Source organism: Hyphomonas sp., from assembly GCF_041398385.1.
In the GTDB taxonomy this organism is placed as follows: Bacteria; Pseudomonadota; Alphaproteobacteria; order Caulobacterales; family Hyphomonadaceae; genus Hyphomonas.
In genome coordinates this window covers 256,916-277,789 of record NZ_JAWKUW010000001.1, presented here as the reverse complement: position 1 = coordinate 277,789, position 20,874 = coordinate 256,916, and the positions used below count along the sequence as shown (strand labels likewise).

At 64.6% G+C, this 20,874-nt stretch carries 22 protein-coding genes; 5 read left to right on the top strand and 17 right to left on the bottom strand.

Annotated elements, in window-relative coordinates:
• The first annotated feature begins 5 nt into the window (after nucleotides 1-5).
• Together R3C13_RS01375 and R3C13_RS01370 are read left to right on the top strand one after the other, a co-directional pair.
• Nucleotides 6-1,208, top strand: coding sequence for a serine hydrolase domain-containing protein (locus R3C13_RS01375; protein ID WP_371308999.1), 1,203 nt, complete (start codon nucleotides 6-8; stop codon nucleotides 1,206-1,208).
• Nucleotides 1,209-1,273: 65 nt separating this feature from the next.
• Nucleotides 1,274-1,684, top strand: a complete 411-nt coding sequence (locus tag R3C13_RS01370; protein ID WP_371308998.1) for a hypothetical protein — start codon at nucleotides 1,274-1,276, stop codon at nucleotides 1,682-1,684.
• A gap of 9 nt (nucleotides 1,685-1,693) precedes the next feature.
• Here the strand turns inward: R3C13_RS01370 and R3C13_RS01365 are convergent, their stop codons facing one another.
• The 4 genes from R3C13_RS01365 to R3C13_RS01350 form a co-directional block, all read right to left on the bottom strand.
• Complete coding sequence (locus tag R3C13_RS01365) at nucleotides 1,694-2,968, bottom strand: mechanosensitive ion channel family protein (RefSeq protein WP_371308997.1); 1,275 nt, start codon at nucleotides 2,966-2,968, stop codon at nucleotides 1,694-1,696.
• Between the two features lie 16 nt (nucleotides 2,969-2,984).
• Nucleotides 2,985-3,581 carry a pseudouridine synthase gene (locus R3C13_RS01360; protein ID WP_371308996.1) on the bottom strand — a complete coding sequence of 199 codons (597 nt, stop codon included), beginning with the start codon at nucleotides 3,579-3,581 and terminating at the stop codon, nucleotides 2,985-2,987.
• Nucleotides 3,582-3,585: 4 nt separating this feature from the next.
• Nucleotides 3,586-4,434 (bottom strand): 3-deoxy-8-phosphooctulonate synthase, encoded by an 849-nt coding sequence (gene kdsA / locus R3C13_RS01355; protein ID WP_371308995.1) that lies wholly within the window; start codon nucleotides 4,432-4,434, stop codon nucleotides 3,586-3,588.
• A 461-nt stretch (nucleotides 4,435-4,895) separates the two neighbouring features.
• Nucleotides 4,896-5,474: an RcnB family protein gene (locus R3C13_RS01350; RefSeq protein WP_371308994.1), complete on the bottom strand. Its 579-nt coding sequence runs from the start codon at nucleotides 5,472-5,474 to the stop codon at nucleotides 4,896-4,898.
• Nucleotides 5,475-5,611: 137 nt separating this feature from the next.
• Between R3C13_RS01350 and arfB the strand changes: the two genes are divergently transcribed.
• Nucleotides 5,612-6,049 (top strand): alternative ribosome rescue aminoacyl-tRNA hydrolase ArfB, encoded by a 438-nt coding sequence (gene arfB / locus R3C13_RS01345; protein WP_371308993.1) that lies wholly within the window; start codon nucleotides 5,612-5,614, stop codon nucleotides 6,047-6,049.
• 13 nt (nucleotides 6,050-6,062) lie between these two features.
• On the opposite strand, the gene R3C13_RS01340 is transcribed toward arfB, so the two are convergent.
• The 7 genes from R3C13_RS01340 to panB form a co-directional block, all read right to left on the bottom strand.
• Complete coding sequence (locus R3C13_RS01340; protein ID WP_371308992.1) at nucleotides 6,063-6,536, bottom strand: MarR family winged helix-turn-helix transcriptional regulator; 474 nt, start codon at nucleotides 6,534-6,536, stop codon at nucleotides 6,063-6,065.
• Nucleotides 6,533-7,696 (bottom strand): twin-arginine translocation pathway signal protein, encoded by a 1,164-nt coding sequence (locus R3C13_RS01335; RefSeq protein ID WP_371308991.1) that lies wholly within the window; start codon nucleotides 7,694-7,696, stop codon nucleotides 6,533-6,535. The genes R3C13_RS01340 and R3C13_RS01335 overlap by 4 nt, the downstream gene beginning before the upstream one ends.
• Before the next feature lie 79 nt (nucleotides 7,697-7,775).
• On the bottom strand, nucleotides 7,776-8,843 hold the full coding sequence (locus R3C13_RS01330; protein ID WP_371308990.1) for a methyltransferase domain-containing protein: 1,068 nt from the start codon (nucleotides 8,841-8,843) through the stop codon (nucleotides 7,776-7,778).
• Between the two features lie 75 nt (nucleotides 8,844-8,918).
• A complete protein-coding gene (gene der / locus R3C13_RS01325; protein WP_371308989.1) occupies nucleotides 8,919-10,466 on the bottom strand; it encodes a ribosome biogenesis GTPase Der in 1,548 nt (515 codons plus the stop codon).
• A gap of 50 nt (nucleotides 10,467-10,516) precedes the next feature.
• A complete protein-coding gene (locus R3C13_RS01320; RefSeq protein ID WP_371308988.1) occupies nucleotides 10,517-11,866 on the bottom strand; it encodes a PQQ-binding-like beta-propeller repeat protein in 1,350 nt (449 codons plus the stop codon).
• Nucleotides 11,863-12,594, bottom strand: a complete 732-nt coding sequence (locus tag R3C13_RS01315) for a hypothetical protein (RefSeq protein WP_371308987.1) — start codon at nucleotides 12,592-12,594, stop codon at nucleotides 11,863-11,865. Before R3C13_RS01315 ends, R3C13_RS01320 begins: the two co-directional genes overlap by 4 nt.
• Nucleotides 12,595-12,671: 77 nt before the next feature.
• Nucleotides 12,672-13,523, bottom strand: a complete 852-nt coding sequence (panB, locus tag R3C13_RS01310) for a 3-methyl-2-oxobutanoate hydroxymethyltransferase (protein WP_371308986.1) — start codon at nucleotides 13,521-13,523, stop codon at nucleotides 12,672-12,674.
• Nucleotides 13,524-13,638: 115 nt separating this feature from the next.
• Between panB and R3C13_RS01305 the strand changes: the two genes are divergently transcribed.
• Nucleotides 13,639-14,013 (top strand): hypothetical protein, encoded by a 375-nt coding sequence (locus R3C13_RS01305; protein ID WP_371308985.1) that lies wholly within the window; start codon nucleotides 13,639-13,641, stop codon nucleotides 14,011-14,013.
• 10 nt (nucleotides 14,014-14,023) lie between these two features.
• Here R3C13_RS01305 and R3C13_RS01300 read toward each other — a convergent pair whose 3' ends face one another.
• From R3C13_RS01300 to R3C13_RS01275, 6 genes are all read right to left on the bottom strand, one after another.
• Entirely contained in the window at nucleotides 14,024-14,599 is a 576-nt protein-coding gene (locus tag R3C13_RS01300) for an NnrU family protein (protein ID WP_371308984.1), read from the bottom strand.
• Nucleotides 14,600-14,656: 57 nt separating this feature from the next.
• Nucleotides 14,657-14,905 carry a DUF3297 family protein gene (locus R3C13_RS01295; RefSeq protein ID WP_371308983.1) on the bottom strand — a complete coding sequence of 83 codons (249 nt, stop codon included), beginning with the start codon at nucleotides 14,903-14,905 and terminating at the stop codon, nucleotides 14,657-14,659.
• A 252-nt stretch (nucleotides 14,906-15,157) separates the two neighbouring features.
• On the bottom strand, nucleotides 15,158-16,330 hold the full coding sequence (locus tag R3C13_RS01290) for an acyl-CoA dehydrogenase family protein (RefSeq protein ID WP_371308982.1): 1,173 nt from the start codon (nucleotides 16,328-16,330) through the stop codon (nucleotides 15,158-15,160).
• 78 nt (nucleotides 16,331-16,408) lie between these two features.
• Nucleotides 16,409-17,983, bottom strand: a complete 1,575-nt coding sequence (locus R3C13_RS01285) for an ABC-F family ATP-binding cassette domain-containing protein (RefSeq protein WP_371308981.1) — start codon at nucleotides 17,981-17,983, stop codon at nucleotides 16,409-16,411.
• A 141-nt stretch (nucleotides 17,984-18,124) separates the two neighbouring features.
• A complete protein-coding gene (locus tag R3C13_RS01280; protein WP_371308980.1) occupies nucleotides 18,125-19,288 on the bottom strand; it encodes an FAD-dependent oxidoreductase in 1,164 nt (387 codons plus the stop codon).
• A 38-nt stretch (nucleotides 19,289-19,326) separates the two neighbouring features.
• Entirely contained in the window at nucleotides 19,327-19,581 is a 255-nt protein-coding gene (locus tag R3C13_RS01275) for a hypothetical protein (protein ID WP_371308979.1), read from the bottom strand.
• 328 nt (nucleotides 19,582-19,909) lie between these two features.
• Between R3C13_RS01275 and R3C13_RS01270 the strand changes: the two genes are divergently transcribed.
• A complete protein-coding gene (locus R3C13_RS01270) occupies nucleotides 19,910-20,854 on the top strand; it encodes an extracellular solute-binding protein (RefSeq protein WP_371308978.1) in 945 nt (314 codons plus the stop codon).
• The last annotated feature ends 20 nt before the right edge of the window (nucleotides 20,855-20,874 follow it).

Below are 20,874 nucleotides of genomic sequence, written 5' to 3'. Positions count from 1 at the left end.
AACTGATGGCTGGAAACGTTGAGGGTCGGTGCGATCCGCGGTTCGAGGCGGTAAAGCGCGAATTCGAGCGGAACTTTGCAGAACGTGGTGAGGTCGGCGCGTCGGTCTGCCTGTCGGTGGGCGGCGAGACGCTGGTGGACCTCTGGGGCGGCATGGCCAATCCGGAGACGGGGGACGCCTGGCGCGAGGACACGATCTCGATCGTGTTTTCCTGTTCGAAGGCGGCGACAGCGCTCTGCGCGCATGTCCTGATCGACCGCGGTGAGCTCGATCCGGATGCGCCGGTGGCGAAGTACTGGCCGGAGTTCGCCAAGAACGGCAAGGAAGCCACCACCGTCCAGATGATGCTGAACCATGAAAGCGCACTGCCGGCGCTGCGCGATCCGGTGAAGCCGGGCGGCTTTGCCGACTGGGACTATATGATCGGGCGCATGGAAGACGAGGAAGCCTTCTGGGAGCCGGGCACGCGCAACGGCTATCACATGATCAATTTCGGCTGGACCGTCGGCGAGCTGGTGCGCCGTGTGTCCGGCAAGTCGCTCGGAACCTTCTTTCGCGAGGAAGTGGCGGGAAAGACGGGTGCGCGTTTCTGGCTGGGTCTTCCGGAGACGGAGGATGTGCATATCGCCCCGATCCGCATGTATGAGCCGAAGGCGGACGATGTGCCGACGGAATTCACGATCAAGCTGATGACCGATCCGGACTCGATCCAGCACAAGAGCTTCCTCAACACCGGCGGCTGGGATTTCAACGACCGCAAGATGCAGGCGGCGGAAATCGGGGGCGGTGGCGGCCTGTCGAATGCGCGCGGGCAGGTGGCGATGTACACGCCGCTGGCAACCAATGACGGGTCGCTGGTGTCGGCGGACCGTGTGCAGAACATGAGCATGGTGTCGACCGCCACGCATCGTGATGTGACGCTGCTGATCCCCACCCGCTTTGCCTCGGGTTTCATGAAATCCATGGACAATCGCGGCCGGCGGCTAGGCCCCGGCACGAGCGCGATCATGGGCGACAAGGCCTTCGGCCATGTCGGCGCCGGCGGTTCCATCGGCTTTGCCGATCCGGAATGCGGCATGGCGTTCAGCTATACGATGAACCAGATGGGCAATGGCCTGTTGCTGAATGATCGCGGGCAGAGCCTGATCGATGCGGCCTATGCTTCGCTGGGCTACCGCACCGATGCGCCGGGCGCATGGATACGATAACGCAATTTTGCGATCGCATCGCGCCGTGGTACGCTTTGCCCGAGGGCAGAGGAGGTGCGTGCGCGATGCGTTCGATTGGACTTTGCTTGGTTGCGGCGTTCACGCTGGTGGCGTGCGATGACGCGACCGGAATTCAGTACACGCCGGGAACATCCGGTCCCGAGATGATGCCGGAATCGGGGGCTGTCCCGGCCGGCGGTGCGGGGACGCGCGCGGTCACGAGCCGGATTGCCTACACCTGCGATGGAAACGTGCTGGCCAAGGTCGTCCTGTACGGTGCGGAAGAAATGGCCGCGCTCACCGTCGATGGCGTGATCGACGCGCCGGTCTACCTCGAATGCAGCCCGACGCGGGCCGGGCCCGAATGCAGAGAGGATACGCTTCATATCCTGATCAATACCGTGTCAGGCGGCGCGGAAATCTCCGACAGCGCGACGGATTTCGCTTTGTCCTGCACCGAGGCAGAGCCGGGCTGACGGGCCGCCTCAGCCTTCGTCGTCTGCCTCGCCGATGCCCTTGCGGCGCTGGGCCTCCGCGATCCGCTGGCGGGCGCGTTCGACACCTTCGCTGCGCGCGGGCGGCGCCATGATCTCGGGCGGGTCGGTTTCCTGCAGGTAGATCGTCTGGCTGGGAAAGGCGAACCCGGTGCCGGCCTTCTCGATGATCTGCATGATCGCCACGGCGAACTCTTCCTTGATCGCCAGCCACTCACCCCAGTCCTTCGTCTTCGTGAAGGTGTAGATGAGGTAGTCGATGGAGCTTGCGTTGAAATTGTCGACGCGCACGAACAGGGCGGCTTCCGGCGGCTTGGCGAAACGGTCGTCATTCCACAGCCAGGCTTCGATCTCGTCGCGGATGTATTTCAGCTGGTCGACCGTGGTGCGGTATTCGACACCGATCACCCATTTGATGCGCCGGTGGGTCATGCGGGAGAAGTTCGTCACCGCAGCATCCGACAACGCGCTGTTCGGCACATAGACCGGGCTCTTGTCGAAGCGGCGCACGAGGGTGGAGCGGAAATTGATCTTCTCCACCGTGCCCTCGACCACACCATCCGCCTGGATCCATTCGCCGGGCACGAAGCGCTTTTCGGAAATGATCAGGAGGCCCGAGATGAGGTTCTTGAACAGATCCTGCGCGCCGAGGCCGACGGCAATGCCGAAGACGCCGAGGCCGGCGATCAGCGGCGCAATCGCGATGCCCCATTGTTCGGCGACCGCGCCGAAGCCGAGGATGATGAGAATGATCTGCAGCGCCTTGATCATCCAGTCGACCACGGCGGCCGACAGCGTGTCCTTCAGGCTGGTGAAGACATATTCGAACGCGTTGACGGCGCGCGACAGCGTCCAGAACACGGCGAGCGTGACGACCGACTGGATGATCTTGTTCGCATACATTTCCGCAGTCGGGTCGATATGGGCGACCTGCAGCGCGATATAGATGCCGATGATCACCGGCACGATCTTCAGGGGTGTCGCGATGGCCTTGACCAGAACATCGTCCAGCTTGGTCTTGGTGCCGGAGGCGAGCCGCGTGATCCAGCGCACGAAGGTGCGCGCGAAGAGGCCCCGCACCATCAGGGAGAACAGGATGATGCCGGTGATGGTGATGATCTGGCCATAGGTCAGGCCATAGGCGCCTTCATTCCAGATGGACTGAAGATAGGCGAAGGCGTCCTTCGCCCAGCCCGGCGCATTGGCATCCCACCAGGCCGAGACCTGGGTCAGAGCGATATCGGGTTCCATGATCTTCCCCTTCATGGAGGCGTCCCCAGCCCTAGTGACGTAGCCTGCCTCGGCTGCGCTGTGAAGGCATTTGAGGTGCCTCTCCGTCGCACCAGTCACCGGGTTGCAGCGTGCCGAGCGTCCAGTCGCCGATGCGCACGCGGATGAGGCGCAGCGTCGGGTGGCCGACGGCCGCCGTCATGCGGCGCACCTGCCGGTTGCGGCCTTCTGTAATGGTCAGTTCGATCCAGCTGTCCGGCACGGATTTGCGGAAGCGGATCGGCGGGTCGCGCGGCCAGAGATTTTCCGGTTCAGGCAGGGCGCGGGCTTCTGCCGGGGCGGTCAGGCCGTCCGAAAGGGCCACACCATCCCGCAGGCACTGCAGGGCCGCCTCATCGGGGAGGCCCTCCACCTGCGCCCAATAGGTCTTGGGCATCTTGTTGGCGGGATTGGCGATGCGGTGCTGCAGCGCGCCGTCATCTGTCAGGATCAGGAGGCCTTCGGAATCCTGGTCGAGGCGCCCGGCGGCATAAACGTCCGGCACCTTGATGTATTCCGACAGGGTGCGCCGCTTCGAGCCGGCCGTGCCCCGGTCCGTGAACTGGGAGAGCACGCCAAAGGGCTTGTTGAACAGAAGGACACGGGTCATCGGATCAGGCGGCGACGACCTCGTGCAGCGCCTTCAGCGTGGTCAGCAGGCCTTCGGCAGAGGAAACCGGCAGGCAGCTCGGCCCGTCGCAGAGGGCTTTATCCGGATCGGTGTGGAATTCGAGGAAGACGCCGTCGGCGCCCGCCGCGATGGCGGCCTTGGCGATGATCGCGACGCCCTCGCGGCGTCCGCCGGTGGACGCGCCGCCGGTGCGCGGGTCGGCGCCCGGCAGCTGCACGGCATGGGTCGCGTCGATGGTAACGGGGCAGCCGAGCTTCTGCATTTCCGGAATGCCCAGCATGTCGACGACCAGATTGTTATAGCCGAAGGACGAGCCCCGCTCGCAAAGGATGACGCCGACGTCCGCCGCTTCGCCGATCTTGGAGACGATGTTCTTCGTGTCCCACGGCGCGATGAACTGGGCCTTCTTGACCTGCACGATGCCGCCGGCCTTCGCGGTGGCGCGGGCGGTGGCGACGACGAGATCGGTCTGGCGGCAGAGGAAGGCGGGGATCTGGACGATGTCGACGACTTCGGCCACCGGCTCCGCCTGGCCGGGCTCGTGCAGGTCGGCGCAGATCGGCACGCCGAGCTTAGCCTTCACGCTGGCGAGCGTTTTCAAGCCCGCTTCCATGCCGGGGCCGCGATAGGATTTGATGGATGACCGGTTCGCCTTGTCGAAGCTCGCCTTGAACACATAGGGCAGGCCGAGGCCAGCGCAGATGCGCTTCAGCTCCCCGCCGACTTCGAGGGCGAGGCCCTCATCCTCCAGCACGTTGAGGCCGGCGATCACGGCGAGGGGCGTTCCCGTCCCGATGGTCCATCCGGAGGCGGCGTGGGTGAGGACGGTCATGGGCGGGCTCCCTGCTGGTTAAGGCAAGCCAGATAGCCGAATTGGAGCCCGCCGCGAACCCTTAACGCCAGTGCAAAGTGCAACGGGGGACCAGAATCAAAGAAGCCGCCCAGATGAGGGCGGCTCCCGTGAGTCCCTTGAGGACAATGGTCCCGGCGGCATCGCAGCGCGCCGGCACAAATCTCTAGGCGCTGATCAGAGGCTGCTCCAGCCAGACACCATAGGATTCAGACCATTCGGCCTCACCTGGTTTCTCACTCGACATGGATCACCTCCTTTCAGGCGCGCAACAGGCGCGTACTTGGTCCAGGACCACCCCGGACGAATCGAAGTTAAGCACGATTTGCGCCACCACAAAGTTAAGATGGAGACTTTTTGGTCCAAATTCCCGTGATGAACGAGAAACGCCCGGATGCGGGGCATCCGGGCGTTCACCAAGCGGGCAGGGGAGCCCGACCGGCCTAGTCGTAGGCAAGTGCGCCGATGACGAGGCCGATAATGGCGCCGGTGGCGACCGAAGCGAGGATGGCGTCCCCGCGGTCATAGTCGCGGACCCAGTAATATCCGGGCGGCGGGGCATAGAGCCCGTAGGCGGCGTAATCATTGATGTAGATCGTGTTCGGCCGCGGGCGGTAATAGCCGCCGATGGCGTAGGGCGAGACATAACCGCTGCGATAGTAGGGCCCGTAATTGTAGCCATAGGTGCGGTAGCTGTAGTGCACGCGCGGCGGGGCGTAATAGCGCGGCGGTGGCGCCCGGTAAGAGTAGTTCGGGCGGTGGCGCTGGTCATAGCGGTAGGCATCACGACGGCCGCGATAGTCGCCGCCACGGTAATCGTGATGGCCGTCACGGCGATAGCCGTTCCAGGAGCCGCCACGGTCATGGCCGCGATCGCCGCGATAGTCTCCGCCGCGATAGTCACCGCCACGGCGGTGATCGCTGTTGCCACGGCCCGGATCGGCGTTTGCGATCGGGGCGAGGGTGAGGCCGCCGACAGCCAGCGCTGCGAGCACCTTCGAAAAAGTCTTCATCACGTTCATTGGCAGGCCAGGCCTCCATTTGATGGCCCGCAGCCGTGACTGGCATGTGGGCTGACAGGTTTCCGCGCATTGCGCATTAGGGCAAACCTAGATTCGGTGGTCTGAACGGTCACTGAACGGGGTGTTAAGGTTCGTCCATGTCCGAATTCGGCGATCTGAAAGTATCCGACAGCCTGACTGTACCCGCCTGGGAACTGTCGGAAGCCTTTGTACGCGCGTCCGGTCCCGGCGGCCAGCATGTGAACAAGGTGTCCACCGCGGTGCAGCTGACCTGGCATGTCGATGCCTCTTCCCTGCCGGCCGACATCAAGGAGCGGTTCCGCAAGCTGTTTGCCAGCCGCATGACCAATGACGGCCGGCTGGTGCTGGAAAGCGGGGCGCATCGCAGCCAGCTGATGAACCGCCAGGCCGTGCGCGAGCGGCTGGCGGCGATGATCCTGAAGGCCAGCGTGAAGCCGAAGCGCCGCGTTGCGACAAAGCCGACACAGGGCAGTGTACGCCGCCGCATCGCCGCCAAGAAACGCCGCGGCGAGGTCAAATCCCTGCGCGGCAGCGTGGACCGCGGCGACGAGTAAGCGCTTTCGGGCGTCAGCGTGCCGTGTCGAATGCGATGCGCAACTTGCGGAGCAGCGGCAGCAGTTTTTGCCACTCGTCCGGCGTCAGCGCATCGAGCTGGGCGCGTGACCTGTCGAGCGTTGCAATCGACTTTGCGCGCACAGCTGCGCCGGCGCGTGTGACACCGACCTGTTTGATCCGGCGGTCATCGGGATCGGCCTCAAGGGCGATCAGGCCTTTTTCCTCCAGCTTGCGGACGGTCGACGACATGGTCGGCTGGGACACCTGCAGGGCGCCGGCGAGTTCGCCGATGGTCTGGCGCACGTTGAGGCGCATGAGGTGGTTCAGTACCGCAAACTGGGCCGTGGTCAGGCCGTCCGGCAGGAGACGGGCGAACGCCGTGTCGGCGAGGTGCGCGATGATCGAGATTTCCGTCAGCACCGCGAATTCGAGCGGGTCGCCGCGCATGCCGGCGGCAGCGGGGGCCTTTTTTGTGCGGGCAGTCATGTCAGGATCCTCGACTCGAGTGGCCATCGAGGCGCCGGGCCGGGCTGCTTCGTGTAGCCGAGGCGGAAGAGGCCCTGCACGCGCGACGGCGCCGCGAAGCCGATGCGATCATGCACTTCCGCAAACGGACCGTCCATTTCCGGGAATTCCTGCAGGGCCTGCGACAGCGGGTGGAAGGCGACGCCGTGCGAGGCCGCGGCCAGCTGCAGCCGGACCCAGGCCGCGCCGGCGGCAAGCTGGTCGGCGCGGGTATTGGTGCTGGTGTTCAGCCAGGCGAAACCCGCCGCACTGTCGATCAGGCCGTCATAAAAGGATTTGGTCGAGTTCCAGGCGGTCGACCCCACCACGTCCATCTTTTCCTGGGTCAGCATGCCCGCCATGCCGAAGGCTTCCATCATGGTCCCGTGAAGGGAGATGCCATCGGGGTTGGCAATCACCTGCTTTGCACCAATGCGCGTCAAGGCGGAGCTTTCGTGGCAGGCTTCCGGCTTGCGCAGTTCGATTTCCCAGGCGCGCTTGCAGACATCTTTCAGCCAGCTGACGGTGTCTGGCTCACAGCTCGTGCCGATCTGGCAGCCCCAGAGTTCGGCCAGGGCGAGCGCTTCGGTTGCCATGTCATTTCGGATGTCTTCCGCGACCGGCTTTGCCGGATCGAATTTCGCGCGGGCCGTGCGCCGCCGCAGGATAAGGCCGAACAGCGGATCGCGGGCGACGGCGGCATCTTCGGTGAATATCACCCGGGCGATAGGGCGTGCATCCAGCCGGTCGCCGGGTTCTCCTTCGGGGAAGGGCATGATGTCGGCACGGTAGCCTTGTTCGGCGGCGGCTTGCCTTAGCAACTCGAGGAAAGCGCCGAGACCGATCGTGGTCTGACGGTCCGGCGGGTCGGTCTCGGGCAGGCGGCGCTCCAGGTCGCAGAAGAGGGTGAGGCTGTCCTCTCCGTCGAGGCGGATCATCCAGGGCTGAAGATTGTGCGGGTTGGGCGCGAGGATCGCATAGGCCGCCGCATTGAGGCGCACGTCGCCGAAGCCTTCAGTGGCTTGGCGCCAGGGCTCCAGCGCTGGCGCGATACCGCTCATCGCTGCGAGGCCCGCATAGCCCGCACCAAGGACCAGAATGCTGGCGCCACCCGTAATCAGCAGGGCCCGTCGTGACACCATCGTTGCGTCTCCACCAAATACATAGATATCTATATATTATCCTGAGGGGGCCGTAAAGGGGAGGCGATTGGCCCGGACGTCAGCCGCAGCAGCCGCCGGGCGAGGCGGGGGCCGCTGCCACGCCGCTTTCGGCAAAGACATCCGGTGCCGCGCAGCCGGGGAAGAGGCCGTAATGCGTGGCACCGTCGCCCACGACATCGAACCAGGGCGAGAAACGCGTTTCCTTCAGCATGGCGAGCGTGTTGCCGCAGACGGGGAAGACGCGGCCCGCCTCGATCGCGTGTTCGGCGTCGAGGGTGAACACCTGCTCCATACCGGGGATGCCGCCCTTGTAGATCACCGCCTGTCCATAGTCCTCGCAGGCGGTTTCGAGGCTGGCGAGCTTGATGAGGCGGGCGGTGACGGAGGCGAAGCGGATCGGGCCGAGCTTGTCCTTCAGGGCCGGGTCGACGATGCCGAGACGGCGGTGATCGACCGTGCGTGGATCGATGAAGCCAGCGTCCTTTACGATGCGGCCGAAATCGCTCCAGTAGAGCGCGCCGGAGAGGCATTCGCCGTAGAGGACCGGATCGGCGGCAAGCTCGGCCGGGATGCGGCGGTCGGCATAGACGTCGGAGAAATAGAGTTCGCCGCCGGGCTTCAGCAGGCGGTGCGCCTGGCGGAAGACTTCCGGCTTGTCTGTGCACAGATTGATGACGCAGTTGGAGATGATGAGGTCGAAGCTGCCGGGCTCAAGGTCGAGCTCGCCGAGCTGTTCGAGATAGCCTTTCACGAAGCGGGTGTTGGGTTTCGCATAGCCGAACTTTTCCGCGTGCCAGGCTTCGTGCGCGCGGGCGACGTCGAGCTGGGCATCGGTCATGTCGACACCGGTGACATGACCCGTGGGGCCGACCAATTTTGCGAGTGCGAAAACGTCCCGGCCGGCGCCGCAGCCAAGGTCCAGCACTTTCAGGCCTTCAAGCACGGCCGGGATGGCGAGGCCGCAACCATAATAGCGGCCGGCGACCTCGTCATGCACGGCCGCGAGGGCGGCGGAGACGTGTGGGGCCGGACGATCGGCGGTGGTGCAGGCGTCGGTCTTCAGATCCTTCGTGCCGGAAAGGGTTTCCCCGTAATAGGTTTTCACGATGTCCTGGATCTGGTTCATGGCGGGGCTCCTCGAATGCGTCTGCTTTCCTATACGCGCGGCGCCCTCGCATGCGAATAACTTTCCGGTGTTCCCTCAGCCGGGCTTTCCGGATTTCTTCTGCTGCTGGATTTTCCAGTCCGGCTTGCGGAAGCCGCTGGGTTTGTCGGCGTAAGGGTTCTTGCCCTGGCGCACGAAGAGACGGATCGGAACGCCGTGCAGGTCGAAATCGCTGCGCAGCTCATTGATCAGATAGCGCTTGTAGGTCTCCGGCATCTGGTCGCCGCGTGAGGCGATGAGCACGAAGGTCGGCGGGCGTGACTTCATCTGCGCCATATAGCGCGGCTTGATCCGCTTGCCCTGCACGCTCGGCGGCGGATGGCGCTCGACGGTGTGGCGCAGCCAGCGGTTGAGGTCGCCGGTTTTTACCCGCGCCGTCCAGTCCTTGTGGACCTGCAGCACCGCCGGCATCAGCTTGTCGACATGCTTTCCGGTGAGGCCGGAGAGGAACACGACCGGCGCGCCGCCGGCATTCGGCATCAGGCGGTTGGCGATGTCGCGGATGTGTCTCGCCGCGGCATCCGGATCCTTCACCGTGTCCCATTTTGAGACAACGAGCACGAGGCCGCGCCCTTCGCGCAGGCACAGGTCCGCGATCTGCAGATCCTGCTTTTCGAGGGCATCGTGCGGGTCCATCACCAGCGCGACGATCTCGGTATATTTCAGGGAACGGATGGTTTCGGCCGTCGACATGCGCTCCAGCCGTTCCTGCACCTTGCTCTTTCGGCGAAGCCCCGCCGTATCGACGAGGCGGACGCGGCGGCCTTCCCATTCCCAGTCCAGCGTGACGGAGTCGCGCGTGATGCCGGCTTCCGGCCCGGTCAGCAGGCGGTCGGATTTCAGCAGCTGGTTGATGAGGGTCGACTTGCCGGCGTTCGGGCGCCCGACAATGGCCAGCTTGACCGGCTTGTCGGCGCGGGGCGCTTCCGGCTCGACGTCGACATCGGCTTCCTCGATGGCTGCGACGAGGTCGTCGTCGGACAGGTTTTCGTCTTCGATGTCGATATGGGCGAGCTTTTCGAGGATGTCATCGCCGCCGGACTTTTCGTAATCCGGCTCAGCCTCTTCCATGGCCTTCTCGAAGGCTTCCGGGCCGAGGGCCTGACGGATCGCTTCGAACAGTTCGGCAAAGCCTTCGCCGTGTTCGGCCGAGAGGCCGACGGGCTCGCCAAAGCCGAGCGTCCAGGCTTCCAGCACGCCGGCCTCGCCCTGGCGCCCTTCGGCCTTGTTGGCGGCCAGCACGACCGGAATGCCGGACTTGCGCAGCAGCATGGCGAATGTTTCGTCGTCCGGCGTGATGCCGGTGCGTGCATCGACCAGGAAGAGCGCGAGTTCCGCCTCGGCAATCGCGGCCTCGGTCTGGTCGCGCATGCGCGACTCGAGGCTGTCATCATGCACGCTCTCATATCCGGCCGTGTCGATCAGCGTCAGCGGAAGGGAGGCGAGGTGGCCTTCGGCCTCCTTGCGGTCGCGCGTAACGCCCGGCTGGTCGTCGACCAGCGCGATCTTCTTGCCGGCGAGCCGGTTGAAGAGGGTGGACTTTCCGACATTCGGACGTCCGACAATGGCGAGTTTCAGCGGCATGGCGGGCCCGAAGATGGTTTCCGAGGCGCGCGCCTTGCCGGCGCTGCCCCCTATTTAATGGCGATCAGTTTGGCATCATCCGTCAGCAGAAGGATCTTGTCCTGCACGGCGATGGGCTCAAGATAAATCTTGTCCTTGAGTTTCAGCGAGCCGACCTGTTCCCCCGTCTGCGGCGAAAAGGCAAGCAGTTCGCCGGTCGAAGACGCGACGATGATGCGGCCCGAGGCGACAAGCGGACCGGAATAGGAAATCCGCTTCTTCTTTTTCTTCTCTTTCTCGTACTGGCGCAGCTGAACCACCCAGTAGGCGTTACCGGTTGCGCTGTTGAGGCAGGCGAGCTTGCCGTCCGTTCCGATCACGAACATTTCCTTGCCGGTGAGGGCGGGTGCCTGGACGGAGCCGATCGGCTGGGTCCAGACCCGGCCGCCGCTGCGCCCGTCAATGGCGATGGTGATGCCGGACTGGCTTGACGCGAAGACGAGGCCGCCGGCGAGAACCGGGCGCGAGCCAATGTCGTTGATTTCCGAAATCGGCGTGAAGCGGCCAGCCTGCGAGATGGCATCGGACCAGAGGCGTCGGCCATTCGAGGCGAGATAGGCAATCACTTCGCCGGATGAGTAAGGCACGATGATGAAGTCTTCCACTGCGGCGGGGCTGGGGCTGCCAAGCACGCGGGCCGTTTCGGAAATCGCCTGGTCGGACCATTCAGTCTCGCCCGTCTCGAAGTTCAGCGCATAGATTTCGTTATTGTTGGACACAACGAAAATGCGGCCTTCCTTGATGGTGGGGGCGCCGGTCATCGGGCCGTCGAGGCGGTGCTGCCATTTCTCCGCGCCGTTGCTGGCGTCGAGGGCCGCAACATAGCCGTAGCCGCTGGCGACGATCAGCGTGTCGCCGTCAAGGGCGAGGCCGCCGCCGAGACCGGACTTGTCGCGCTTGGTGAGGCCTTTCAGCGTCTTTTTCCAGACCTGGCGTCCGTTAGCGAGATCGGTCGCAACGATCGTCTGGCTGGCGTCCAGTGTGTAGACGGTGGTGGACGAAGCGACCGGCGGGGTCGACAGGGCCGACTTCTTGTCAGAGCCCTTGCCGACGCCGGTGCGCCAGGCGACCTTGAATTCGGGCGCTGCCGCAACGTGGCCAACCACTTTGGCGGCATTGGCGCCGGCCTCGGTCCAGGCATCGATCGCGACCGCATCGGGCAGGACGATTTCTTCAGTGGCAAGGCCGGGATCGGCTTCAATACTGTCCTCGGACAGGACCATGGTGATGCGGCCTGCCTTGTCGGCCTCTTCAGCCTCTTTCTTCTTGCGGTTCGAGAAGTCCGGCAGGCTGGAGCAGGCCGTCAGGCCGAACAGCGCCATGGCTGCGCCGGCGAGCAGGATCTTGCGGGAAGGCATCATTGGCCGGTCTCCTCGGTAGCCTCGGTTTCATCGGCTGGTGCCGGGGTGCTTTCAGGTGTGCTTTCAGGCGCGGTGTCATCCGCAACAGGTGTCGGAATGGCCGCCAGCGCAATTTCGGCACGCCGTTGCACACCTTCCGGAGCGGCCGCGTCAAATTTGAGGCGGTTGAACTCTGTCCGGGCGCGGGCGATGTCGCCGCTGGCATAGACCTTGGCTGCCACCAGTTCGCGGGCGAGCGCGCCCATTGCGGAATTGTCTTCCTTCAGGCTGCCGAGCAGGGTTTCCAGCTCTTCCAGCGAAATCGTGTCGGCCTTGGCATAGGCGGCCTTGAGCAGGGCGAGGCGTTCGAACGGCGTACCGTCTGCCGAACCGGCGGCCGTCAGGGCCGCTTCCGCACCAGCCGCATCGCCGCTGCCTTCGTACAGGGTCTGGGCCAGGAAGTTCGATGCAAGCGGCGCAAGGGACGTGTTGCCTTCGGCGAGCGCCCGCAACGACGCTTCTGCATCGGCAAAGTCGCCTTCGGTCAGCTGCGTGGTCGCCGTTTCCAACTCCATCGCCCGGGCGGCCTTGGCTTTTTCCGCCGCAGGCCGCAGCACGAATTCGTTGAGGGCCACGGACCCGATGAGCAGCGCCGCGCCAACATAGACGAACGGACGGTATTGCTTCCAAAGGGACTCGATCTTGTCCTGACGAATGCTCTCGTCGACTTCTTCAAAAATATCGCTCAAGGGGGCGCTCCGGACGGGTACTCAAATCTGGCGGGAACCTAGACGGCGCCGCCGCTGGCTGCAACGTGTTCGCGCTGTTACGGCTCAGGTTTTCGCAGGCCTTTGGAATCGGGTTTGGCAATGGAATAGGTTTCCGCCTTGCCCGGAAAGCTGCGCCCGCGCACGTCGGCGGCATAGGCGGCGGCCGCTTCGGAGATTGCAGGGCCCAGATCGGCATAGCGGCGGACGAATTTCGGCGTCCATTCAAACACGCCCAGCAGGTCCGGCGTGACCAGGATCTGGCCGTCACAGGCCGCCGACGCGCCGATGCCGATGGTCGGGCAGCTGACTTCCCTGGTGATTTCGGCGGCGAGGTCTTCGGCAACGCCTTCCACCACGATGGCAAAGGCGCCGGCGCGCTCGGCCGCATGGGCTTCCTTCAGGACGAGGTCACGCTCTGCCTGGCTGCGGCCCTTGGCCCGGAATCCCCCGTCGACATTGACGGCCTGGGGGCGCAGGCCGACATGGCCCATGACCGGAACGCCCCGTTCCACAAGATGCGCGATCTGGGTGGCGGCATAGGCGCCGCTCTCGATCTTCACGGCCTGGCAGCCGGTTTCCTTCATGATCCGCGCGGCGTTCAGGAAGGCCTGGTCGGCATTGGTCTCATAGCTGCCGAAGGGCATGTCGACGACAACAAAGGCCTGTTCGGACCCGCGCATGACCGCCTGGCCGTGCAGGATCATCATTTCCATCGTCACGCCGACCGTGGAGGGCAGGCCGTGCACCACCATTCCGACGCTGTCGCCGACGAGGAGCAGGTCGCAATGCGGGTCCAGCAGGGCGGCCGTCGGGGCGTCATAGGCCGTCAGGCAGACCAGCGGCGTCCCACCCTTGGCGGCGGCGATGTCCTTGACGGTTTTGCGGGCGGTGCGGGTTTGCTTCGACATGTCACGGGGCTTAGCCGCTTGCCAGCGTCGCGGCAAGAAATCATGGTATAAACAATGCATGAAGGCGCCCAGGGGACAAATGGTGCCGGGTCAGGGGACAATGCGATTACCAGGATTGAAGACTGCCATCGAGTATGGCGTGGCCGCGTTTTGTATCGGGTTCGCCTTCGGCACCCTGCGGCAGATGTTACTGATCCCGTTGTTTGGCGAGCCTTGGGGACACTGGATCGAGTTCCCGCTGGTGACGGGGTCTGTCTGCATGGTCGGGTTCTGGCTGGGACGCGGTACTGAAAGCCGTTCGGCGTCCATCGTGGCCGGAATCGGCGGTGTTGTGCTGCTGCTCATGATCGAGTCCGCCTTCGCGTTGGGCCTGCTGAGGCAGGATCTCGCGACCTATCTGGCGAGCTTCGACATCGGCCGCGGGGCGCTGTTCCCCTATGGCCTTGTCATGATGCTGCTGGCGCCGATCCATGGATGGCGCCAGCCCTGACGCACGCCGCCTAGCGGATCGGAACGCCGAACAGGATCGGGTGCAGGTAGTGGGCGATCGCCGCATAGGCGACGAGCCCGACAACCACCGAAATGGCATCGTTCATGGCGTTCAGGGGAATGCCGGGGGCAGGCCCGTTGTCGCCGCGGCGTTTGACCATGATCCGGTCGAACACGGCATAGGCGAGGAAGCTGCCGAACAGGATCACCGAATTCAGCTCGCCATTGGACAGGAGGTGCCCCAGCGCCCAGAGCTTCACCGCAACCAGCATCGGGTGCCTTGCCACCTTCTTGATGTGGCCGGGGGGCAGCTGCGAGGCGACGAGAAGGATCAGCGCCGGGATCATCAGGGCATAGTTCACATACCGGCCCCAGTCCGGGGCGGTGTAGAGCATGCCGGCGCCGCGCGTTGCGCCGAAGCCCATGCAGATCAGCACAAAGCCGGCAAGCGAGACGAGGCTGTAAAGGCCCATATAGGGCCCGTAGCCGAGCTTCTGTTTGAGATCCTTGCCCGGTTCGCGCGAGCGCAACGCGGAAAACACGTGCGTGCCGAAGAAAATGACAAGTCCGGCGATGAATAGCGTCATGGGGTGGCCCTCCCTGGAAAGGCCAGCCTAGTGCGAGTTGCCTGCGGCGGGAAGGGATCAGCCTTCGGGCTTGTCCTTGATCCAGACTTCGACCGTGCCCTTGAGTTTCAGGGTTAGCGGCTTGCCCTTGCGGTCGAGCGCCTTGCCGGCGGCGACTTTGATCCAGCCTTCGGAGATGCAGTATTCTTCCACATTGGTCTTCTCGGCACCGTTGAAGCGCACGCCGATCTCGTTCTGCAGCAGGTCTGCATCGTGGAACGGGCTGTCGGGATCGACGGAGAGGCGGTCGGGAAGTTCAATCGTCATGTCTTATGGCTCGCATTGCTGCGTTGTTGTCAGGGGCGCCTGCCAGATGCTTTAATTTCTATTGGCGGGGCAAGGGCAAAATGTCCGTTGAAGCTGAATGACATCTTCGGATGGGCCGATGGCTGCTGGTGCGGGGAGATGTCAGATGGTCGTTATGACGGCCCTGGCGGCGTGCGGCGCGGACAAGCCGGACACGCCCCTGCGGCGTCTGGGTACCGTAGGGGACCAGGCCTGACGCGGCGTGGACCTGACCTAATAGCTTTTCGGCAGGCCCAGCACACGCTCGGCGATGAAGTTCAGGATCATCTCGCGGCTGACCGGGGCGATGCGGGCGAGCATGGCTTCGCGCATCATCCGCTCGACATGGTATTCCTTGGCATAGCCCATGCCGCCATGGGTCAGCACGGCGGTTTCGCAGGCGGTGAAGCCGGCCTCGGTGCCAAGGTATTTCGAGGCGTTCGCCTCGGCGCCACACTCCTCGCCCTTGTCGTAAAGGCCGGCGGCCTTGTAGGCGAGCAGTTCGGCGGCGGAAAGCTCCGCCCACGACTTTGCCAGCGGATGCTGGATGCCCTGGTTCTGGCCGATGGGCCGTCCGAACACGACGCGTTCATTCGCGTAGCGCGCGGCGCGTTCCAGCGCGGCGAAGCCGAGGCCGATGGATTCCACGGCGAAAAGAACGCGCTCGGGATTGAGGCCCTGAAGCAGGTATTTGAAGCCCTGGCCTTCCTCGCCGATCAGGTGCTCCTTCGGCACTTCGAGATTGTCGATGAAGAGCGTGTTGCACTCCACCGCCTTCCGGCCCATTTTCGGGATCGGGTTCGCCTCGATCCGGTCGCGGTTGAGATCGGTGTAGAAGAGGGACAGGCCGAGATGAGGCTTGGCGCACTGGTCCTTCGGCGTGGTACGCGCGATGATCAGGATCTTGTCCGCACGCTGAGCACCGGTCGTCCAGATCTTGCGCCCATTGATGACATAGCCATTATTGGTGCGCTCGGCCTTTGTCTCGAGGCTCGACGTGTCGAGGCCGGAATTCGGCTCGGTCACGGCGAAGCACATCTTCTCCTCGCCGGAAATGATCTTGGGCAGGCTGTCCTGTTTCAGCTCCGGATTGCCGAATTTCTCGAGCGGTTTCGGGCCGAAGATGTTGAGGTGGATGGCGGAGGCGCCGGAAAAGCCCGCGCCTGTGCGCGTGACCGTCTGCATCATCAGCGCCGCTTCGGTGAGGCCGAGACCTGCGCCGCCATATTCCTCCGGGAAGGCGATGCCGAGCCAGCCGCCGGCGGCCATGGCGTCGCAGAATTCTTCCGGCCAGTTGCCGGTCTCGTCCACCTTGCCCCAGTAGTCGTCGTCGAACGGCTCCAGCGTTTTCTCGACGGCGGCCTTGATGGCCTCCTGGTCCTCGCTCATCGGCGCGATCTGGTACATCCGGTGTCTCCTCTTATGGCGGCAGACTTAGGCCGGGCGGCGGGGCGCGTCCAGCCTCGCGGCTGACCGGACGTCGCGTCAAAAGCAGATTGTGCGCTGGATGCCAGCAGCGTCGAGGAAGGCCTCGTCATGGCTGATGACCAGCAGGGCGCCGTCATAGGCGGCCAGGGCGGATTCGAGGGCTTCGATCGTGCGCAGGTCGAGGTGGTTGGTCGGCTCGTCGAGGAGGAGGAGTTCGGGTGGCTCGGCCTGAGAGAAGGCGGCGGCAAGGCCGGCGCGCAGCCGCTCCCCGCCGCTGAGGGTTCCGGCCGGTTGCAGGGCGTCGGTGTTGCGGAAGCCGAAGCGGGCAAGGGCAGCGTGGACCTCGTTCGTGCTGAGGGCGGGGTTCAGGCGCTGCATGTTTTCGAGGATGGTCTCGTCCGGGTGCAGCAGGCTGACATGCTGGTCCAGCAGGGCGATGCGCTCCGTATGGCGGGTCACGGTGCCGGCGGTGGGCTGAAGCTCGCCGAGGATGAGGCGCAGCAGTGAGGATTTGCCGGCGCCATTGGCGCCCCTTATGGCGATGCGTTCCGGACCGGTCAGGGTGAAGTCCAGCGGCCCGAACAGGCGGCGCCCGCCAAAGGACATTTCGAGGCGCTCCGCTGAAACAAGGCGCCGGCCGGTCGGCAGGCCGCAGGCAGGCAGGTCAAAGCTCAGCGGTGTCAGGATTTCGATACGGGTGCGGGCGGCGTCGAACGCATTTTCGCTTTCGGTGCGTTGGCGCATGGCGAGGGCACTGCCGCGCCCGCGGCTTGCTTCGGCGCGCTCCTGGCGCTTGTCGAGCAGCATCTTGGGCGCATCGCCCATTGCACGGGCGGCGCGGCCGGCCTTGTCGCGGCGGTCCTGACGTTCACGCGCCTGCTGGGCCGCAGTCTCGGTGCGGCGAAGATCCTGCCCGGCGCGGGTCAGGCTGGTCTCGGCGGCGGTCAGCGCGGCGGCGCGGGCCTCGGCAAACGCGCTCCATCCGCCCGTGAAGAGTGTGATGCCCACCGTGGACAGATGGACGATCCGGTCGACTCCTTCCAGCAGGGCGCGGTCATGGCTGGCAATCAGGAGTCCACCGGGCCAGGTGCGCATCATGTCCATGACGGCCGCGCGGCCATCCGTGTCCAGATTATTGGTTGGCTCGTCGAGCAGCAGCAGGTCCGGCGCTTCAAGCAGCTGGCGTGCGAGGGCGACGCGCATGCGCTCGCCGCCGCTCAGTCGGGCGACGGGTGTGGACAAGGCCATGTCGCACAGGCCGGTATCGGCGAGCGCTGTCTCGATGCGTGACGGCAGCATCCAGTCAGCGGCTGCGGCGTCCTCGACACTGCCGTCGCCACGTTCCAGCCGATCGAGACAGGCAAGCGCTTCAGTGACGCCAAGTGCGCCGGCAAGGTCCAGCTGCGGGTCGAGCGTTTGCTGCAGCATGCCGATCGTGCCGGACGTGTGGATATTGCCGGAGGCAACGGGATAGCCGCCCATGATGGCGCGCAGCAGGGACGATTTGCCGGAACCGTTGTTGCCGACAAGGCCGACACGTTCGCGGCCGACCAACAGGGTCAGCCCGTCAAAGAGCGGCGTACCGTCAGGCGTGGCGAGAGAAAGGGAATCGAGCGTGAGGAAGGAGGTCATGAGAAGGCCGGGACATGGAGTTGGAACGCAGGGCGAGAAGCGGTGCGTTGTTCATGTCGGCCTCCTTCAGGGTTTGCTCGGAAGCGGTGGACCTAAGGTGCGGCCGTCCGGATTGCAAGTTCCGGCGGCGGATTTTCCGGGTCAGGCTGTGGTATAGGCCCGGTCCGGCCGGAATTCGCGGGCGAGCGGCATGACCGGACCGCCGAGGATCAGGTCTGCCATAATCCGTGCCGTGATGGGGGCGAGCAGGATGCCGTTCCGGTAGTGTCCGGCGGCAATGAAGAGGCCGGGCGTGGCGGTGGCGCCGATCAGCGGGGCCCGGTCCGGTGTGCCGGGGCGGATGCCGGCCCAGGTTTCGAGTTCCGGTGCCTCGGCGATGGCCGGGCAGAGGCGCGCAGCATCGGCGCGTAGCTGGGCGATCTTGTCCGGCTCGGGCGCCGCTGTGGCGATGCCCGGCTCCATCGTGGCGCCGACGATGACGCGGTCTGCTTTCGGTGCGATGTAGATAGGGCCGCACCGAAGCGTCATTTTCGGCAGGTCCGGCCCGCAGGCGACGGACATCATCTGCCCGCCGATGCAGTTGATCTCGTCGAGCGACGTGTCCCAGTTCACCAGACTGAAGAGATCGCCATTCTGGTGCACTTTCACGGCGGCGGTGTTCCAGCCTGCCGTGACGAGGATGGCGTCATGGCCCGGCAGGTGGAGGCCCTTGCCGTTATCTTCCAGCGGTGCGGCCTCGTTGCGGAGCGTTGCGTGCGGGCAGGCCTGAAGGGCCGCGATCAGGGCGGTGACGACGGCGCGGTTGTCGACCTGCCCATCCGTAGGCAGATGAAGGGCGGCGACAAGCCGTTCCGAAATGGCCGGCTCGGTCTCGCGTGCCACGACCGGGCGCAGTTCCTCATGCGCGATGCCGCGCTCGTCGAGGGCGCGGGCAAGGTGGTGCAGGTCGGCGGTCTGGTCTTGGTCGAAGGCGAGGGCGAGCGACGGCCCGGCGCTGAAGCCGAGGTTCGTGCCCGCTGCCTGGCCGACATCTGCGGCGAAAGCGGGCCAGAGTTCCGCGCCGTGATGGCAGAGGTCGAACAGGTGCGGATGGGCGCCCTCTTCGGCGGCGGCTTCGAAGGCGGGGGCGAGCATGCCGGCGGCGGCCCAGCTGGCGCCGCGCCCGAACGGGGCCGGATCGAACAGGGTGACGGGCACGCTGCGCCGGATGGCCAGCTCAAAGGCGCAGGACAGGCCGATAATGCCGCCGCCGATGATGGCGACGCGCGGAGCTGTCGGATTGGCAGGGCGTGCGGTCAAAGTCATAGGCCGTCCTTAGGCCCTTTGCGGCACGCTGTGAACGTTCAGGCCTCCGCAGCCTGCAGTTTCTCGTGCTCCCAGAGATCGAGGAAGGCATCGGCCCAGCCGCGGTCCTGGAAGATCAGCTTCTTGGAGACATCTCCATTCGGCGTGAACGCAGTCTGCACCATGACATCCGGTGCTTCGGCGAGCTGTTTGCCCCGGCCAAGGGCCTGTCCGATGAACGCGTCGACGACGGTCGCAAGAAGTGCGACCTCCTCCGCTGATGTCAGGCTGACAGTCACTACGATGTCACTCATATCCACCATTCCCAATGTTCCCCGGGATTTCCCCTAAGGTAAGCCCAAACCCGCCCGGCATTGAAGCCCATTCCCTCTTTGGGAGACGGATATTTTGCCGCAGTGCAAAATACGGGCAAAAAGTCGCGACATCCGCTTGTTGCGAATTATTCTCAAACGTGTTTCATGGCCGCAAGTCACAGAAAGCCCGTAAAAAAAAATGCCCGGAATTCGCCTGTCCTTCGTTGCCGCCGCACTCCTGCTCGCCTCATGCGGGAATCCGGCGGGGCCTTCCTCTGAATCAGGCACAGCCGGTGCAGATTCAGCCGCTGATGCAGCGGCGCCGGGCGTGCTGAACGTGTATTCGGCACGGCACTATGATTCCGACAAGGAGATGTACAAGGAATTCGAGGCCGAGACGGGCATCCATGTCCGCTTCCGGGAATCGGGTGCGCCGGAACTGCTGGAAACCATGAAGGCTGAAGGCGAGGCGAGCCCTGCCGATGTCGTTATCTCGTCCGATGCCGGGACACTGTACCGGTTTGAAGCGGCGGGCCTGCTGCAGCCCTTCGAATCGGAAACGCTGAAGGCCGCGATTCCTGAACACTTCCGCCAGGAGGACGGTTACTGGTACGGCTTCGCGCGGCGCGCCCGCGTGATCGCCTACGATCCCCAGCGCGTCTCGCCTCAGGATGTTTCCGAATATGCAGACCTCGCCGATCCGCGCTTCAAAGGTGAGGTGTGCATGCGGTCGTCGACAAATATCTACAATCTCTCGCTGATGGGGGAGCTGATCGGGCGTCTCGGCCATGACGCGGCGCAGGCCTGGGCGAGCGGCGTTGTCGCGAATTTCGCTCGGCCCCCGCAGGGCGGCGATACGACCCAGATCGAGGCCATCGCGGCGGGAGAATGTTCCGTCGCGCTGACCAATCACTATTACTACGTTCGCATGGCGAACGGCTCTCCATCGGAACAGGCGGCCGCCGCGAAAGTGGCGCTGAGTTTTCCGGAGCAGGAAAGCTGGGGCACGCATGTCAACGTCACCGGCGCCGGCATTGCCGCGCATGCGCCCAATCGTTCGAATGCGGAGAAATTCCTCGAATGGCTGGCAACGCCGCTCGGCCAGAGCTGGCTGACAAAGGAAACCAGGGAATACCCGATCATTGCCGGTGCAGAGCTTCCCGAAGGCCTGGAGGCACTTCCGGACTTCCGCCAGAGCGACTTCCCGCTGGACGATCTTGGTACGTACCAGTCGGAAGCGCAGGAAATCTACGACCGCGCCGGCTGGAACTGAGGCAGGTTTGGCGGGGCTTC